Source organism: Atopobium sp. oral taxon 199 str. F0494, assembly GCF_000411555.1.
In the GTDB taxonomy this organism is placed as follows: Bacteria; Actinomycetota; Coriobacteriia; order Coriobacteriales; family Atopobiaceae; genus Lancefieldella.
On sequence record NZ_KE150486.1, the window covers coordinates 875,519 to 890,223 of the forward strand.

Below are 14,705 nucleotides of genomic sequence, written 5' to 3' on the forward strand. Positions count from 1 at the left end.
GTCGATCAGGGAGAACAACTTGGATATATGCTCTACCGTCTTCTTGCTTGGATATGACTGCAGTTCCAAGGCATTGGCTGTCTTAACTTGTTTACCAGAAAAAATCACAATTATTACTATGAGGATGAAAGCAATTTTGGATAGTTTTCTAAACATGACAACCCCTCCCAAGACTTGGACAAAGATAGAAGGTTTGATGTCATCTCATATACAAGACCCGCAGTCCTCCTCTGTAAGCTCAAAGTAACAAGCTCTGGCAAACTCGTGGAGGCGCTCGGTGAGCGTGTCGGGGCGTATCTCGGCCCCCTGCGAGGCCAGCAGGGCCAGCACCTCCTCCCTGCTGTCCTCGTGCCCGACCCTGCCCGTCTCCCCCTTTGACACGAGGGCCCCACCCTCGTAGTGCCAGATGTACGGGCCCGAGATGAGGTAGAAGCTGCGCCTTTTGCGCATCTCGACGACGATGGTCACGTCCGAGTAGTCGATGTCCTCGCCGTAGTAGGGCTCGCTTCTGATCGAGCCTGCCTGGACGACCTCCTCCACCCCGCTATCGTTGTACTTGGTGATACAGATGGCAAAGGGCCTTCCTCCGGAGAAGATAGGGTAGTTGACAAGGTTGGAGTCCTCAAGCCTCTCGCCCTCAAGTCGGTACCTCTTGTACCCATTGCCGACAGTGATGTCGCTGAGGTCGAGGTTTGCAGCGTCCTCAGGGAACAGGAACTCCTTCCCGTCGTCATCTATTATCGAAAAGAATTTCTTTATACGTGCGACCACCTCCTCGCTCGGCTCGGAGGCCTTGCAGACGCGGCAGAGGAGGCCCACTTGGACGGACAGGGCGGCCACCGCCACCAAAAGGAAGACGGACAGCCTGCGGACTCGCTTTCCCATACTAACCTCCCATAACCCAAAATTACAAAAGGATAGCTATTTAGATTATTCCACGATTTGATTTTCAATTACCAGAAAATTCTGTCAATAGCTTAAAAATATCAGCTAGCGGTCATTAAATTATTTAAGAAGTTTGCGCTGTATTGAATACCCATCACTATCTCCCTAGCAAAAATGTTATAGTCAGAAATCAGATAAGGTGAGACGCCTGAAAAAAATTAAGGATGTAGCGTGATTCTTGAAACAGAACGGCTTATACTTCGTCCATGGGAATTGACTGATGCAGAATACCTATTCCAATATGCCAGTCATCCAGCCGTGGGTCCCATTGCAGGATGGAGTCCTCATACCAGTGTCAAAAACAGTCGCGAGATAATCGAAAACATACTCTCTGCACCAGAAACGTATGCGGTAGTTTTAAAAGAACTCAGCCATCCGGTCGGGAGCATTGGACTTAAGATTGGATCTGCCAGCAACAAAGGAATCCCTGATACCGAGGGAGAAATTGGCTATTGGATAGGAGCACCCTTCTGGGGACAAGGGCTCATTCCCGAAGCTTCTCGCAAAATAATGCAACACGGATTTGAAGACTTGGGACTCCAACGACTCTGGTGCGGATATTTTGACGGAAATATCAAGTCAAAACGTGTTCAGGAAAAATGTGGTTTTACCTATCATCACACAGCAAATAACGTTTCATGTGCAATCGAAGGGTTACTGAGAACAGAACATATTACCTGCATAACAAGGCAAGAATGGGAAAGATCGCACTAAAACCTGACTATATACTCTATAATCGAGTCGATAAAAGGTACTGCAAATTAACAGGAGCAGCACATGACACCAGAAGAAAGAGCAGAGAAATGGTTCTGCGGTGTTCCGGAATCAAAAACGATTGATCTTGAAAAGAAAGTAGAAATATCCAAGAAAGCATCCTTGCGAATAGCATTGATATTTTTCCTTTTACTGTTCATTGAGTGCGTTGCGCTATTTCAGATTAATGATGGAGCGCTGTTTCTCTGGCTGGCGGATACGGTCAGCGGATTTGCAGAAGGCAATCATACCTACAAAGGACTGGCTCTGGTCGGTTCTATCCTGGTGCTACCTCTTTTGGTTTTTCCGGTCTTAATCGCATTCATATTTGGTAAGAAATGGATCCGCTCTGAAGCACGCAAATACATACAACACCAAGAAAGAGATAGCTAGACAAGGACTTGCCAAAACTGGGGTGCTTCTCTTACACCATTTTTCGGGACACGACCCATTTGACGGGTTTAGTGGTGGTTTTTCCGGAATTTGAGCGTTTAGTGGTGAATCAAATCACCACTAAACATCCAATTTGGTACCAATTGTCTACGCTACGAGAAAACCACCACGAAAGCAAAAAACTGCCTGCGGATTTGCAGACAGCTGTTGATACGCAATTTCAACGATCACGGCAAGTAAAGCGAGAAGACCTTACGAGCACGATTATACCGCCTAGAGCTGCCGGAAATGCGCCAAGTATGGTAACTCGGACACCAACTTGGCGCATTTCTGGCAGCACTGTTCCAGCGGGTGGCTTTATGTTTCGTGCGTTGCTCGAGCTCAACAGGCTAAAACCTTGAATAAGCTTTGGAGCGGAATTTCTCACTGAAACCCGCTCCAAAATCCCCTATTGTTCGGATATAGAAACGCAAACCTAAATACGGGCAACGGCCTTGATCTCGACTTTAGCGCCCTTTGGAAGAGCAACTACCTGGAATGCTGCGCGTGCAGGATAGGGCTCAGCAAAGAACTCGGCATAGACCTCGTTCATGGCGCCAAACTCGTTGATGTCGGAAAGCAAAACCGTAGTCTCAACAACGTCAGCCATGGAAGCACCGGCTGCCTCAAGGATGTTTTGAATGTTGGTAAGGCTCTGGCGAGTCTGGACCTTAATGTCCTCACCGGCGAACTCACCAGTTGCGGGGTCAACCGGAAGCTGACCGGATACGTTAATGGATCCGTTTGCAGAAACGGCTGCAGAATAAGGTCCAACTGCTGCAGGTGCCTTGTCGGTAACGATTGCTTTCTTTGTCATAAAACTCTCCTTCTCTCAGCCCAAACGCGCTTTGCGTCTAGGCAACGCACAAACTCTACTGTATCCCGTGCGGCGATTCACATTGCTACCTCGGATTGCCGCCTTGGATTGTTATCCTCTGCTCTTGTCTCAAGTATCAGTCCTAATGAACTCCGCAAGAGCCTTGTTTCTGTAGGTGATATCTTCCCTGACAGTAAATCCCTGCTTTTCCCAGAAGGCATTGCCAACCTCGTTGCGGTTAAAGACGAGCAGAGCCACTTTATATATACCTTCCTTCTCCAGAGCCTTGAGCGTATGTTCCAATAACTCCGCTGCAATCCCCTACCGCCGGCATGCTTCGGCAACGGCCATATGATAAATGTAGCCTCTTCGCCCATCATGACCTGCAAGGACAACGCCTTTAAGAACCCCAGTCTCTTCCGCTACAAAAACGGTGGTCGGATTCCGGAGCAAAAAGCGCTCTATCCCCTCCCGGGAGTCGTCTAGGTTATTGAAGCCCATGTTTTTACAAGACATCCAAAGGTCATATACTGCGTCATAGTCATCTATGCTCATCGTGCGAATCATCATGCGTCATGCCGCCCTTTACCTTTTGACATACGCGCCTGGCTTCGCGCCCGTTGGCTCACCGTCGACCACCGCAAGCTCACCGTTGACAAAAACGTATGCCGGACGTCCGTGAATCTCAAAGCCCTCGTATGGCGTATAGTCAACGTTTTGATGCTGGTTCTTCTCGCTGATGGTCCACACTACGTTTGGATCCCATACCGTCACGTCGGCATCGGAGCTAACACGCAGGACACCCTTGCGCGGATACATGCCAAAGACGCGTGCGGGTCCCTCACTCATGAGACGGGCAAAGTCTTGAGCGCCCAAGCAGTTCTCAAACGAGGTCATGATAAGCCCAGGCCGATGCTCTACACCGGGACCGCCATTGGGAATGCGGGTGAAGTCGCCGATGCCGCGATCTTTTTGACCGTGAAGATTGAAGCTGCAGTGATCGGTAGCAATGGTATCAATCTCGCCGTCACATACGGCATGGCGCAGAGCCTCAATATCGTGCGGCTTGCGCAAAGGCGGGCTCATAACGTACTTGGCGCCCTCAAAGTCACTCTCAAGATAGCGCGAATCATCCAGCAACAGATACTGCGGACAGGTCTCAACGTCCATCTTCACCTTGCCGCGCGCCTTGGCCGCACGAACCGCTTCAAGTCCAAGCGCACTGGACAGATGCACGATGTTGATACGGGCATCGGCAAGCTCCGCAAGATAGCACAGACGAGAAATAGCCTCTGCCTCACAGGCCGCCGGACGGCTCATAGGATGACCTTCGGGGCCGGTAATGCCTGCCGCAAGCATCCGCCGCTGCATCTCGTTGACAAGGGTACCGTTTTCACAATGGACGCACAAAACACCGTCAACATCGCGGATGCGCTCAAGCACCTCAAGCGTCTGGGCGTCATCCAGGCGCAGATGATCGTAGGCAAAGTAGGTCTTAAATGACATAACGCCGGCATCACGCATAACCTGCATATCAACCTTGGCCTGATCGTTCCAATCGGCAATGGCCATGTGGAACGCATAGTTGGCGGTGCAGGTGCCGTCGGCGCGCCGGTGCCACTCATCAAGCGCTTCGGTCAGCGTCATACCCTTGTCCTGCGTGGCATAGTCCACAATCGTGGTGGTCCCACCGCAGGCAGCGGCGCGCGTCCCCGTCTCAAAGCTGTCCGCTGTCCAGTCCATACCCGTCCAACACTGCATATGCGTGTGGGCATCGATGAAGCCCGGAAATACGTATTTGCCAGTGACATCAATAACAGTGTCATCTGCGCTCGCCTCGTACGCACCTCCCACCTGGACGATCTTCTCGCCATCCAGTACCAAGTCTCCACAAAAGACGCCTTCGGGCAACACAAGAAAGCCGTTCTTTATTACGTTCATCAGTCAACTCCCAATCTCTCGGTCGTTAAACCGCTTATAGATGCCGATATTCGTATCGCCCGCGCAAGGCGCTCGAGCTCCAGAGGAGTATCAACGTCCATGAGCTCTTCAGCGCACGCCGCCTCAACAAGCACGGCTGACGCCTTATACTCCGGATGTTCTGCAAACACGCCCGAGCCTCCCGCATTTCCTGCGACCTTGCGCAAGGCATCGAACAAGACAGCGGGAAATACCACGGGGCTTCCTGGTGTCTTGTGCCATGCCAGACGCGAAACCATATCCGGGCGCGCCTCAAAGCTGGCGAGAAGTGCCTTCAGACTTGCAGTGCTCACAAGCGGCTGGTCGCCCTGAAGAAACACCGCTCCCGACCACGGTTTTCCAGCTGCCGCATCAACGTCTGCCTCCTGCATCCCGCGACGGACAGTATCGCTTTGCAACATACCGTCATGTGTAGCAACACGCACGCGCAGCTGCCGGCAGAGCGCGATTACCGGTGCGTGAAACGCGTCGTCAACGGTAACTACAATAGGCTCCAAACCCGCAGCCAAAGCCGTTTCAATGACGTGCCGGATAAGGGGTTTACCGTCCAGCTCTGCCATAAGCTTGTTCGAGCCAAAGCGCCGAGACGCACCGGAGGCCATGACTATGCACCCGATACGTGTCACAGTATGACCTCCTTTCATTCCTATGAGGCGCAAAGAGACGTCAGCTATAAGACAAATCGCTCCGTGCCATTAAAACCTTCACGCAAAAATTAACGCAAGCTAACTCCTATGCTACCCGTTATCCGCGGACCACGGTGCCGGTCTTGCCGGCAATGCCGTCAGCGGCTTTATCAAGCAGCGTAATAAGAGATGTACGACCCTCGCCGGACTGCGCGAACTGTAAAGCCGCCTCAACTTTTGGCAACATGGAACCGGGAGCAAATTCCCCCGCCTCAATGTAGGCCTTGGCAGTCTCTGCGGTAAGCTCGGAAAGATCCTCCTGCTTGGGCGTGCCAAAGTGGATAGCGACCTTCTCAACGGCCGTCAGGATAATCAGAGCATCGGCGTTCATCTGCTCGGCAAGGCGCGCGGCAGCAAAGTCCTTGTCGATAACGGCAGCAGCGCCTTTAAGGTGATTGCCCTCGGTCTTAAAGACGGGGATGCCACCGCCCCCACACGCGATGACAACGTTGCCGGTCTCAATGAGGGAACGAATGGTATCCAGTTCAACGATTGAAACAGGTTGAGGCGACGCTACTACGCGACGGTATCCGCGCCCCGCGTCTTCGACGACGTCATAGCCACGCTCAGCGACCATCTTGTCGGCCTCTTCCTTGGTCATGAACGATCCGATAGGTTTGGTGGGATTCTTAAACGCCGGGTCATTGCCATCGACCTCAACCTGAGTCAGTACGGTAGCAGCGCTCTTATTGATACCGCGGTTAAGCATCTCTTCACGAAGGGCGTTCTGGAGGTCGTAGCCAATATAGCCCTGGCTCATGGCAACGCACACGGAAAGTGGACACGGAATGTACTTCTCGGGATCAAAACGCGTCAGCTGCGTCATGGCCTCCTGGATCATGCCGACCTGAGGACCGTTGCCATGAGCAATGACGACCTCATTGCCCTGTTCAATCAAGTCAACGATTGCCTTAGCCGTATGCTTCACCGCGATCATCTGCTCGGGCAGATTTTTGCCCAGAGCATTGCCGCCCAGAGCAATCACAATACGCTTTCCCATAGTCCCCTCCAAAAGGTACCTGTCCATCTGTATGCAGCTGACGCTGCAGAACCCTGTCGGTTTGTGGCGAGAAACGACTCGGGAGGACGCTCTTCTCGCCCGGTAAAAACAAAAGGGACCTGTTCTGAAGCCAGAGGTCTCAACACAGGTCCCTGAAAGTTTCAAACTTTACGCCTGGAACCAGCGAGGGGTATTGCCCTGCTCAAGTGCTTTAAGTGTAGCAATGGGATCCTTTGCCTTCTGCAAGAAAATCATTGCGGCAATAGCGTATGGCTTGTAAGAAGCCTCTTTATAAAGACCATCGCGGTGGTAATCAAAGACCTCATTTTCCACTTCGCCGTGCTCACAAGAAACACCGTTGATGTCTGCAGGCAGCGGGTGCATATAGATGGTATCCATACCATGAGCCGTCTTTGCCATAAGATCGGCCGTGCAGCACCAATCCTTGTGAGTGGCATTTTCAGCGAGAAGCTCCTTCTCCAGAGCATCAATACCCGCGTCATCGCCGGCGGCGTAGAGATTGGTACGCTTCTCCATGGCGGCATACGGAGCCCAGCTCTTAGGAATGACAATGTCAGCGCCCTCAAAGGCCTCTGCCATGTTGTACGTCTTTGTAAAGGTTGCCCCGGACTCGGCAGCAAACTTACCGGCCACATCCACAAGCTCTGGCATGAGGTCGTAACCCTCGGGGTGTGCCAAGGTAACGTCCATACCAAAGCGAGGAAGAAGGGTGATGAGAGACTGCGGGCAAGAGAGCGGCTTGCCGTAGGAAGGCGAATATGCCCACGTAACGGCAACTTTCTTACCACGAAGATTCTCAAGGCCGCCAAACTCGTTGATGAGGTAGAGGATATCAGCCGTGGACTGAGTGGGGTGGTCCATATCGGACTGAAGGGATACCAGCGTTGGACGGTGATCCAAAACGCCATCTTCAAAAGCCTGCTTGACGGAGGCAGATACCTCGCGCATATAGGCGTCGCCCTTGCCGATGAACTTATCGTCACGGATGCCAATAACATCGGCCATGAAGGAAATCATCGTCGCAGTCTCGCGGACGGTCTCACCGTGAGCAATCTGAGACTTGCCCTCATCCAAATCCATCAGCTGGAGACCAAGAAGGTTAGAGCCCGACGCATAGGAAAAACGTGTGCGGGTTGAATTGTCGCGGAAGAGCGAAACGGCAAGACCGGACTCAAAGAGGCGGGTGGAAATATTGCGCTCGCGAAGATTGCGCAGTGCATCGGCAACTGCATAGAGTGCCCTCAGCTCATCGGTTGACTTCTCCCACGTCAAAAGGAAGTCCTCGTTGTACATCTTGGAAAAGTCAAGCTTTGCAAGCTCATCAAGATACGGCTGGATGGTGTCGGCCATAGTCAATCCTCTCGTTGAAATTACCAGTCCCATAAGGGACGTCTACCTGAACAAACGGCGAGAAGTACGTGCTTTGAAATCCGAGTCCTTCTCGCCGGAAAACTCTACATCGGGCGGCCCCTATATATGTGAGGAGTGGGTCGGAGCCGCCGATGTGTATGAGGGGGTAGCTTACTTGATATCGTTGTCGGTCAAACTGGCGCGGAACTCAGTGGCATCGCCGGTAACGGCAGAACCATCGTAGAGATTCAGAGCTGCAACATAGAGAGCCGCGCAGGTAGGAAGATCCTGCTTGAACGTAATCTCGTTGGGAGCGTGTGCCTGAGACTCAGCGCCCGGTCCAAAGCCAACACACGGAATGCCATAGCGACCCTGGATGGAAACGCAGTTTGTGGAGAACGTCCACTTGTCGCACAGAGGACGACCGGTGCGGGTTGCCATGGACTTCTCGCAACCAATACGCTCATCACCAAAGAGTGCCTTGTGCGCGTCAACAAGTGCTTTGACGTGTGGCGCAGACTCTTTGTTAATCCACGTTGGGAAGTATGCCTCTGTCTCATAGACCTCGCCGGTCCAAGAAGGACGGTCATACATGTACATAGAGACCTTGACGTCGTCGCCATACTTCTTAACGGAAGGAAGCTCCTCAATCTCCTTGAGGCAGCTCTTGTAGGTCTCACCAGCAGTCATGCGGCGATCAATGGAGATGGCGCAGGAGTCTGCAACGGCGCAGCGAGAAGGGCTGGTGAAGTAGATCTGGGAAACGGTGCAGGTGCCGCGACCGAGGAAACGAGCATCCTCGTAGTGATCTGGGTTGTACTTAGGATCAAGCATCTTTGCAAGACCGCGAATGGCAGTGGATTCCTCGGCACCGTTGTTGTTAAGTGCACGAACGTCGTTAATGATGTCGGCCATCTTGTAGATGGCATTGTCACCACGCTCAGGTGCAGAACCGTGGCAAGAAATACCCTTAACGTCAACGCGGATCTCCATGCGGCCACGATGACCACGATAAATACCACCGTCGGTGGGCTCGGTTGAAATAACAAACTCAGGCTTAATCTTGTCGACATTGTAGATGTACTGCCAGCACATGCCGTCGCAGTCCTCTTCCTGGACGGTGCCGACAACCATAACCTTATAGCCCTCAGGAATGAGGTTCATATCCTTCATGATTTTTGCAGCGTACACTCCTGCGCACACGCCACCCTCTTGGTCAGAGCCACCGCGGCCACCAATGAGCTGATCGTCCTCAAAGCCCTCATAGGGATCGAAGTTCCAGTTGTCACGATTGCCAATACCAACCGTGTCAATATGGCCATCGATGCAGATGATTTTGTCGCCCTCGCCCATAAAGCCCATAACGTTGCCAAGGCCATCAACCTTGACCTCGTCAAAGCCGAGCTTCTCCATCTCCGCCTTAATGCAGGCAACAACTTCGCCTTCTTCGCAGGATTCGCTTGGATGAGAAATCATAGCGCGCAAAAAGGCCGTCATATCCTTGGAGTAATCGTTTGCTGCCGCCTTGATTGCACCGTAATCCAACTCTTTCATCAGATCCTCCTTATCGTTGGAGTGAAGCCGGAAATATTCACTCGCCTCAATACCCACATCAGTTTCAAAATCGAACCTGTCAGACAAACTCAGTCAAACCTTTTTTCTGATTACCAAACTTTTTGTTTGATACTCCTATTAAACCACTCGCAGCAGACATTGCAAGAGTTGCCGTCGATCTTTTTATTTTCTCGGCAAACGGGTCTTTTTTAAGCGGCAAGTGGAACAGGATTTTGACAAAGGTTATTGCACGTCATCGATAGACTGCCAGGCGCCGTCCCAAACAATCTCGCGATAACGAATGGGATCGGTATCGCCTTCGGTGGAAAACAGGAGGACTTTTGAATCGTTGCCAAGGTCAAGGGCATCACGAAGCTTTGCGTATGCCGGGTCGGTCATAAGCGTAGAGATAACGCCCATACCCACAGCACCAGACTCGCCGGATACCACCGCAGGGTCACCTTTTACGGGCGCCGCGAGCATACGCATGCCTTTGGCGGACACCCAGTCCGGACATGAAATGAATGCAGAAGCATGGTTGCGCAGAATATCCCAGCCAATAGTATTAGGCTCACCGCAGGCGAGGCCTGCCATGATAGTCTGAAGATCGCCTCCAACAATGCGAGGATCGCCATCACCTGCAAGCGCTCCTCGATAGAGACAGTCAGCCGCGCCAGCTTCCATAATGATGAACTTGGGCGGATTTGAAGGAAAGAGGTTGGTAAAGTAACCGACCATAGCACTTGCGAGAGATCCTACGCCTGCCTGTACAAAAACGTGCGTTGGGCGGTTTACTTCAAGCTCGCGCAGCTGCTCCGCCGCCTCGTTCGCCATAGTGCCGTATCCCTGCATAATCCAAGACGGAATCTTCTCGTAACCTTCCCAAGCAGTATCTTGCACGATAACCGCATGCTCGGTTTCGTCCGCTTCCTTTGCGGCAAGACGAACGCAGTCGTCGTAGTTAAGCTCCTCAATAGTGACCTGAGCACCTTCTTTGGCGATGTTGTCAAAGCGAGTCTTGGTGGAACCCTTGGGCATGTGCACCACGGCTTTCTGACCCAAGCGATGAGCAGCCCAGGCAACGCCGCGTCCATGGTTACCATCAGTCGCTGTAAAGAAGGTTGCCTGACCGAAATCTTTCTGAAGCTGCTCAGACGTCAGATACTCAAAATCGCAATCCGCGACATCTTTGCCCGTTTCATCGGCGATATAGCGAGCCATAGCAAAGGAGCCACCAAGCACTTTGAAGGCATTAAGCCCAAAGCGATACGACTCGTCCTTAATAAACAAACCCCCAAGCCCAAGGTCGGCGGCCATGCCCTCAAGATCGGCAAGCGGCGTCACAGAATACTGCGGAAAACTCTTGTGAAACGCCCGAGCTTTTTTAACGTTTTCAAGGGACATCACCTTGAGGTTTTTGTCCTCGCTCTGAGGCATCGTATTGAGTACCCACTTCATCTCCGGCTGCATTGCACTGACCCCTTTCTACGTTCTCACATCTGTTTGTACTATCGCTCTTGCAGTCTGCTTTCGACTATCTGATAATCATCTTTTACCTGCTAAAATGCAACGAACAACACGCTGAAACACTGAGGCGAGAAACCCTGTCACGCCTGTTCATCCTCCGTATCATTGTACGCAAGCGGACGGAGGTTCTTCTCGTCAGGAGCTTCCTTATCCTCAGGCGGCAATACGCTGTTCAGAATAATGGCCATAATGGCGCAGGGTGTAATGGCTGAGGTTCCGAAAATAGTATTTACCCACGCGGGCATACCGGGACCGGTCAGAGACCCTGCAACCTGCGCAATGCCGAGGCCGAACGCCACCGAGATGCCAAAAACCGTGCAGGCGCGTGGAGTCAGACCGTCTTTAACGAGGATTCGAATACCGTTTAAGGTGATGGTTCCGAAAACGCTGATGGTTGCGCCGCCGATGACCGGCTGCGGAATCATAAGAAGCGTCGCTGAGAGTTTTGGACAGAGACCGGCTGCGAGAAATACAAAAGCGGCTCCGCCGAAGACCCAGCGATTGATAACGCGATTTGAAACGATGATACCGACGTTTTGTCCAAAAGCTGACGTCGGAAGACCTCCGAAAAATGACGATATGATGCTGACCACACCCTGCGCCTTGATGGCGCCGCCAATTTCGCGCTCAGTCGGCATGCGGTCCATGCTGCCTGCGGATGCCGCAGAAAGGTCGCCAATCAGCTGCACGTTGACCATAACGTATACTACGCCCAGCGTAATGCAGGCAGCCGGGTTAAAGGTGATGTGGTACGGCATAAACTGCGGCAGCGAGAACCACGAGGCTGCAGCAACTTCAGAGGTGTCCACCATGCCAAAAGGAATAGACACGATAACGCCAATAATGATGCTGAAGAAAATTGAGCCAAGTTTAAGGACGCCCTTACCGAAGTTCGCCAACGCAAAGACCACCGCGAAGGTAAGCAGGCCAACGGTCCAGTTGCTGATGCCGCCGAAATTCGCCGAACCGGCGCCGCCTGCCATGTACTTAATGGCCGTCGGATAGAGCGAAACGCCGATAGTAAAGATAACAGTACCGGTTACCAGCGGCGGAAACAGCCTCTTTACCTTGGAGTAGAACATGCCAAAGAGTATGGCGACAATACCGCCCACCAGCTCGGCGCCAAGAAGTGTCGGAAAATCAAACTGGAGACCAACCGCCTGAAACGCCGGCAAAAAAGCAAATGAAACACCGGTCAAAATAGGCAGCCCCGCGCCGATACGCCCAAAAAGCGGGAACTGCTGCAAGAGGATGTCAATGCCGGAAAGAACAAGAGCCACTTGGATAATGGCCGTTTCCTGATCAGGCGTAAAGCCGCATGCGGTCGCAATCATCATTGCCGGGGTAATAACGCCGGCAAACGACGCTAATACATGTTGCAGCGACGTCGGTATGAGATCTTGTATCGGCGGAAAGCCGTTTCGCTTAAAAAGTACTGCTGACAAATCGTGTTCGACAGACTCCGGCGAAGCCGTTTCTGCCGTAGCTTCTGACGTACTCATACCGTTCCCCTCCTTGGAATTGCGCACCGTATCGCAATTCCTTCTCTATTCAAAATAATAGTTAGAAAACCTTACAAATAGTTTGAAATGAGAAAAAATCTACGGAATTCTGTAAACGGTAGCAATCAACGTATGAGCGGTATTCCATACGAGGCCTGCGTTCTATCTGTTTTCTGCTACGACTTGTGTGCCTGCTTACGCGAGTACAAACTCCCTCACACGCCCCGCAATGCCTTCTGCGTCAAGGTGGAAATGCGAAAGCAGCACGTCTCCCGGCGCCGATGTGCCAAACGTCCGCATACCGGCAAAGCGCATCGGCGTTGGAAGTTTTTCGGAAAGCAACTGCGCCACCGCGGCTCCCAAACCCGTTGCCACGCTATGCTCCTCAACGCTCACCACACGGCGCGTCTTTGCGGCAGAAGCGAGAATGGCCTCTTCGTCCAGTGGTTTGATTGAAAACACATCGATAATCTCAGCAGAAATACCCTCCTGGGCCAAAATTTCCGCCGCAGCCAGCGACTGCGCTACTTCAACGCCGCATGCCGCCAGGGTAACATCCGTTCCTTCTCGCAACACAGTGGCGTACGGCACGCCGCCTTTGAATGTCTCGTCATATACCTCGGGCACCTTATGGCGACCCATACGTACGTAAAATGGACCGTCAGCTTCAGCCGCCAAACGCAGCGCGGCCTTCGCGGACCAATAATCCGCAGGGACCAGTACGCGCATTTGAGGAAGGGCACGCATCATGCCAATGTCCTCAAGCGATTGATGGGTGGCACCATCCTCTCCTACGGTAATGCCCGCATGTGTGGGACAAATCTTGACGTTAAGACCGGAATCGCACACGGTATTGCGAATCTGATCATAGGCTCGTCCGGTAGCAAACATTGCAAACGAGCCGGTAAATACTGTATGCCCTGTCAGCGAAAGACCGGCCGCTACACCGACCATATCTTGTTCGGCGATGCCAACGTCGACAAAACGCTTGGGAAACGCCTTTTGAAAGTCAGCGAGCTTCGTAGAACCGGCAAGGTCAGCGTCAACCGCCATAATATTGTGTCCTTCGCGGACCAGCTCAACCAGCGTCTCGCCATATGCTTCACGAGTTGCCCTAGACATCGGCATCCTCCTTTGTGTCTTCAGCCTGAATCAACAGCAGCTCTCTCGCGGCGTCAAGCTCTTCTCGCGCCTGCTCAGCCTGCGCCTCGCTGGGAGCGTTGCCATGCCAGTTGACCTTATCCTCCATAAATGAGACGCCCTTGCCTTTGACAGTTGTGCAAATAATAGCCGTAGGCGCGGTGTTTCCCGCTTCCCTGCCGTCTCGCGCGGCGAGAAGCGCTTTGCGAACTTCCAAGACGTCATGGCCATTGACGCGGATAACATTCCACCCGAACGCGCGGAACTTCTCGCCAAGGTCACCTAAAGAACAAACCTCAGTCACATGGCCGTCTATCTGCAGGTTATTGAAATCGATAAGAGCAATGAGGTTGTCAAGCTTATGGTGCGCCGCGAACATGATCGACTCCCAGTTGGAGCCTTCCTGAAGTTCGCCATCACCAAGCAGCACAAATACCTTGGGCGCACGCTCACCACTCTCAAGCGAGGCAAGTTGCAAGCCCAAAGCGCAGCCGGAAGCCACCGAAAGCCCCTGTCCAAGCGAGCCAGAACACACCTCAAAACCGGGGCACGCGTGGCTATCGGGATGTCCCTGCAAGCGGCTGCCTAACTGACGAAGCGTCATCATATCATCGTCATGCAGCCATCCAAGCAGGTAGTATGCCGCATAAATAACCGGCGCGGCGTGTCCTTTGGAGAGGAAGAACCGGTCCTGAGTATGGTCTTCGGAATTGTTGTGATTGTATTTCATAGCACCTGAAAAGAATAACGTAGCCACCATGTCTGTCGAACTAAGCGAACCGCCGGGATGACCCGATTTGCTTTTTTCAAGCATCGTGATGATATTGCGTCGCATCGAATTAGCCGCAAGCTGAATCTCCAAATCGGTGAGATCGCGCTCTGGAAGGCCTGGTGTTGGCATCCTTACCTCCTGACGGTATCCATAAACGAGTGTATTGTAACAAGCATACCGTCTAGATGCGACACATACATTGCGTTTCAGCGCTTAAAGATGCGCC

General features: G+C 52.5%; 13 protein-coding genes and 1 pseudogene. 2 read left to right on the forward strand and 12 right to left on the reverse strand.

Translation table 11 applies throughout. The features are described from left to right. Positions 1-204 precede the first annotated feature (204 nt). On the reverse strand, positions 205-885 hold the full coding sequence (locus HMPREF1527_RS03940; protein ID WP_016477408.1) for a hypothetical protein: 681 nt from the start codon (positions 883-885) through the stop codon (positions 205-207). A 231-nt stretch (positions 886-1,116) separates the two neighbouring features. Here HMPREF1527_RS03940 and HMPREF1527_RS03945 point away from each other — a divergent pair, with 231 nt between their 5' ends. Together HMPREF1527_RS03945 and HMPREF1527_RS03950 are read left to right on the forward strand one after the other, a co-directional pair. After that, positions 1,117-1,659, forward strand: a complete 543-nt coding sequence (locus HMPREF1527_RS03945; protein ID WP_016477409.1) for a GNAT family N-acetyltransferase — start codon at positions 1,117-1,119, stop codon at positions 1,657-1,659. 63 nt (positions 1,660-1,722) lie between these two features. Beyond that, a complete protein-coding gene (locus HMPREF1527_RS03950; RefSeq protein ID WP_016477410.1) occupies positions 1,723-2,091 on the forward strand; it encodes a hypothetical protein in 369 nt (122 codons plus the stop codon). A gap of 475 nt (positions 2,092-2,566) precedes the next feature. On the opposite strand, the gene HMPREF1527_RS03955 is transcribed toward HMPREF1527_RS03950, so the two are convergent. The 11 genes and pseudogenes from HMPREF1527_RS03955 to HMPREF1527_RS04005 all read right to left on the reverse strand — a co-directional run bounded on the left by HMPREF1527_RS03955 (position 2,567) and on the right by HMPREF1527_RS04005 (position 14,608). Then, positions 2,567-2,947, reverse strand: coding sequence for a RidA family protein (locus HMPREF1527_RS03955; protein ID WP_016477411.1), 381 nt, complete (start codon positions 2,945-2,947; stop codon positions 2,567-2,569). Positions 2,948-3,076: 129 nt separating this feature from the next. Continuing rightward, positions 3,077-3,517: pseudogene (locus tag HMPREF1527_RS08010) on the reverse strand (GNAT family N-acetyltransferase). Positions 3,518-3,532: 15 nt separating this feature from the next. After that, positions 3,533-4,888, reverse strand: a complete 1,356-nt coding sequence (hydA, locus tag HMPREF1527_RS03965; protein WP_016477414.1) for a dihydropyrimidinase — start codon at positions 4,886-4,888, stop codon at positions 3,533-3,535. After that, entirely contained in the window at positions 4,888-5,553 is a 666-nt protein-coding gene (locus tag HMPREF1527_RS03970) for an NTP transferase domain-containing protein (RefSeq protein ID WP_016477415.1), read from the reverse strand. The genes hydA and HMPREF1527_RS03970 overlap by 1 nt, the downstream gene beginning before the upstream one ends. A 118-nt stretch (positions 5,554-5,671) precedes the next feature. After that, a complete protein-coding gene (gene arcC / locus HMPREF1527_RS03975; RefSeq protein WP_016477416.1) occupies positions 5,672-6,613 on the reverse strand; it encodes a carbamate kinase in 942 nt (313 codons plus the stop codon). 168 nt (positions 6,614-6,781) lie between these two features. Beyond that, positions 6,782-7,984, reverse strand: coding sequence for a knotted carbamoyltransferase YgeW (gene ygeW / locus HMPREF1527_RS03980; RefSeq protein WP_016477417.1), 1,203 nt, complete (start codon positions 7,982-7,984; stop codon positions 6,782-6,784). Between the two features lie 171 nt (positions 7,985-8,155). After that, on the reverse strand, positions 8,156-9,538 hold the full coding sequence (locus tag HMPREF1527_RS03985) for a YgeY family selenium metabolism-linked hydrolase (RefSeq protein ID WP_016477418.1): 1,383 nt from the start codon (positions 9,536-9,538) through the stop codon (positions 8,156-8,158). Positions 9,539-9,781: 243 nt separating this feature from the next. Further along, positions 9,782-11,008, reverse strand: coding sequence for a diaminopropionate ammonia-lyase (dpaL, locus tag HMPREF1527_RS03990; protein WP_016477419.1), 1,227 nt, complete (start codon positions 11,006-11,008; stop codon positions 9,782-9,784). A gap of 137 nt (positions 11,009-11,145) precedes the next feature. After that, positions 11,146-12,567 (reverse strand): uracil-xanthine permease family protein, encoded by a 1,422-nt coding sequence (locus HMPREF1527_RS03995; RefSeq protein ID WP_016477420.1) that lies wholly within the window; start codon positions 12,565-12,567, stop codon positions 11,146-11,148. 195 nt (positions 12,568-12,762) lie between these two features. Beyond that, the gene (locus tag HMPREF1527_RS04000; protein ID WP_016477421.1) at positions 12,763-13,689 is read right to left on the reverse strand and encodes a transketolase family protein; all 927 of its coding nucleotides are present in this window, start codon (positions 13,687-13,689) and stop codon (positions 12,763-12,765) included. Then, a complete protein-coding gene (locus tag HMPREF1527_RS04005; protein WP_016477422.1) occupies positions 13,682-14,608 on the reverse strand; it encodes a transketolase in 927 nt (308 codons plus the stop codon). Before HMPREF1527_RS04005 ends, HMPREF1527_RS04000 begins: the two co-directional genes overlap by 8 nt. Positions 14,609-14,705: the final 97 nt, after the last annotated feature.

Bases quoted from the DNA above. Each gene is read 5' to 3' on its own strand.
- HMPREF1527_RS03940 (WP_016477408.1), bottom strand. From the start codon at position 885: ATGGGAAAGCGAGTCCGCAGGCTGTCCGTCTTCCTTTTGGTGGCGGTG.
- HMPREF1527_RS03950 (WP_016477410.1), top strand. From the start codon at position 1,723: ATGACACCAGAAGAAAGAGCAGAGAAATGGTTCTGCGGTGTTCCGGAA.
- HMPREF1527_RS03955 (WP_016477411.1), bottom strand. From the start codon at position 2,947: ATGACAAAGAAAGCAATCGTTACCGACAAGGCACCTGCAGCAGTTGGA.
- hydA (WP_016477414.1), bottom strand. From the start codon at position 4,888: ATGAACGTAATAAAGAACGGCTTTCTTGTGTTGCCCGAAGGCGTCTTT.
- arcC (WP_016477416.1), bottom strand. From the start codon at position 6,613: ATGGGAAAGCGTATTGTGATTGCTCTGGGCGGCAATGCTCTGGGCAAA.
- ygeW (WP_016477417.1), bottom strand. From the start codon at position 7,984: ATGGCCGACACCATCCAGCCGTATCTTGATGAGCTTGCAAAGCTTGAC.
- HMPREF1527_RS03985 (WP_016477418.1), bottom strand. From the start codon at position 9,538: ATGAAAGAGTTGGATTACGGTGCAATCAAGGCGGCAGCAAACGATTAC.
- dpaL (WP_016477419.1), bottom strand. From the start codon at position 11,008: ATGCAGCCGGAGATGAAGTGGGTACTCAATACGATGCCTCAGAGCGAG.
- HMPREF1527_RS03995 (WP_016477420.1), bottom strand. From the start codon at position 12,567: ATGAGTACGTCAGAAGCTACGGCAGAAACGGCTTCGCCGGAGTCTGTC.
- HMPREF1527_RS04000 (WP_016477421.1), bottom strand. From the start codon at position 13,689: ATGTCTAGGGCAACTCGTGAAGCATATGGCGAGACGCTGGTTGAGCTG.
- HMPREF1527_RS04005 (WP_016477422.1), bottom strand. From the start codon at position 14,608: ATGCCAACACCAGGCCTTCCAGAGCGCGATCTCACCGATTTGGAGATT.